The organism is Microseira wollei NIES-4236 (assembly GCF_020521235.1).
In the GTDB taxonomy this organism is placed as follows: Bacteria; Cyanobacteriota; Cyanobacteriia; order Cyanobacteriales; family Aerosakkonemataceae; genus Microseira; species Microseira wollei.
The window spans coordinates 1-1,270 of sequence record NZ_BLAY01000450.1; the positions used below are offsets into that span (position 1 = coordinate 1).

Annotated in this window: 1 protein-coding gene and 1 pseudogene; both read right to left on the reverse strand. The window is 43.9% G+C overall.

Going from position 1 to position 1,270, the window contains the following annotated elements; genetic code table 11:
• Positions 1–89: 89 nt before the first annotated feature.
• Positions 90–905 (reverse strand): hypothetical protein, encoded by an 816-nt coding sequence (locus MiSe_RS49165; RefSeq protein WP_226594841.1) that lies wholly within the window; start codon positions 903–905, stop codon positions 90–92.
• 146 nt (positions 906–1,051) lie between these two features.
• Positions 1,052–1,270 (reverse strand): annotated as a pseudogene (locus MiSe_RS49170) (hypothetical protein); the annotation flags it as partial.

Consider the following 1,270-nt stretch of genomic DNA (forward strand, 5'->3'; position numbering starts at 1 on the left):
GCTCCAGTGTGACTGCAACACTGCCAAAGCCTGATGTAACCGTTGGTTTTTGACTGCCCCCCCGGGGGGCAGGCAGTCAAAAACCAATATTAGAGAGGCTTTGACAGTTTTTGGAGATGTCTATTGCTAAAGTCTGCTGCTCCAGCAACGAGACCAGCGACTGTGCAAGCAACTGCCCACAACCCAATAATTCGAGTTTTGATTCGCGGCGGTGTTCTCTTGTCAGGCTGACTGATGTCATCTTGCAAATCATCCAAATGTACTAAAGCTTCTTCACGTTGAGTTTCAGGAAATTCTTGAGTCATTTCACGTAGAGAGTTAATCAGCTTGGCGATCTGATCAATATTCTGACCGATATTCTGAGAGAAGTTGGAAACAGTACCACTACCACTTTGAACGAAGCCAATGCTCGTAGCATGAATTGTGGTTTTGTTAGTAGGTTCTCGCTTTGCCATAATTTTAAGGATCTCCTGGTATTGTGTAAGCTGCTCATCCTTGACTGCTAGCTGCTCAGGAAGGTGAAGGTATTCCAGATAGTCTGGCAAGGATTTTGATCGTTCATAGTGAACAATCTCCAAATATTTTACTTGGGGAAAGAGAGCTTGAGGAACTTGAAATGAAAAGGATACAGAGCGATCAGACCGAGCTTCTTTATCAATCGGTCGAATAAGTTCCTCCCATTTACCACAAACACCACAAGCAACCTCGTCCATTTTTTTCAGACGAGTTTTGTTTGCATCAAGCAAGAAAATAGTCATCCTTGAATGAGCGCCTTGCATATTGTTGTTAGTCCAGCTTCTAGTCAAGCCTGTCACCACTCCGGACTCATGAAGACTACAATTTGTCTCCATGTAAACTCCATCCTTGATTTCATCCTTACGAAATGCAGTGATTGGATAATTCATGAAAATCCGCTTAATTAACAACTACAGGAGACACTGCCTGGATAAACCTATGCAGTACGTGATTAGGTAATTTCACCCCAAATAGTACATTTGTCGTAAAACAGTCATGGGCGATCGCCGCTTAATAATGTTTAACTGGAGGATAACTAGCCTATCCGGACAGTCCAAGAGCTAAAGAATACGAATTTATGTAAAGATTTGTAAAGGGTGCGAGTTAAGCCAAAATAGTAATTGCAGCCCAGATCGAGGTTAAATATTTCGTGGGGTCGCAGTCCATAGACAGCCAGCATTCCATACACCCATTGCCATGCCCGATTGGTGATGCGCGTTCGCGAAGCGTCTGCTTCGCAGAATCGCCACTCGGC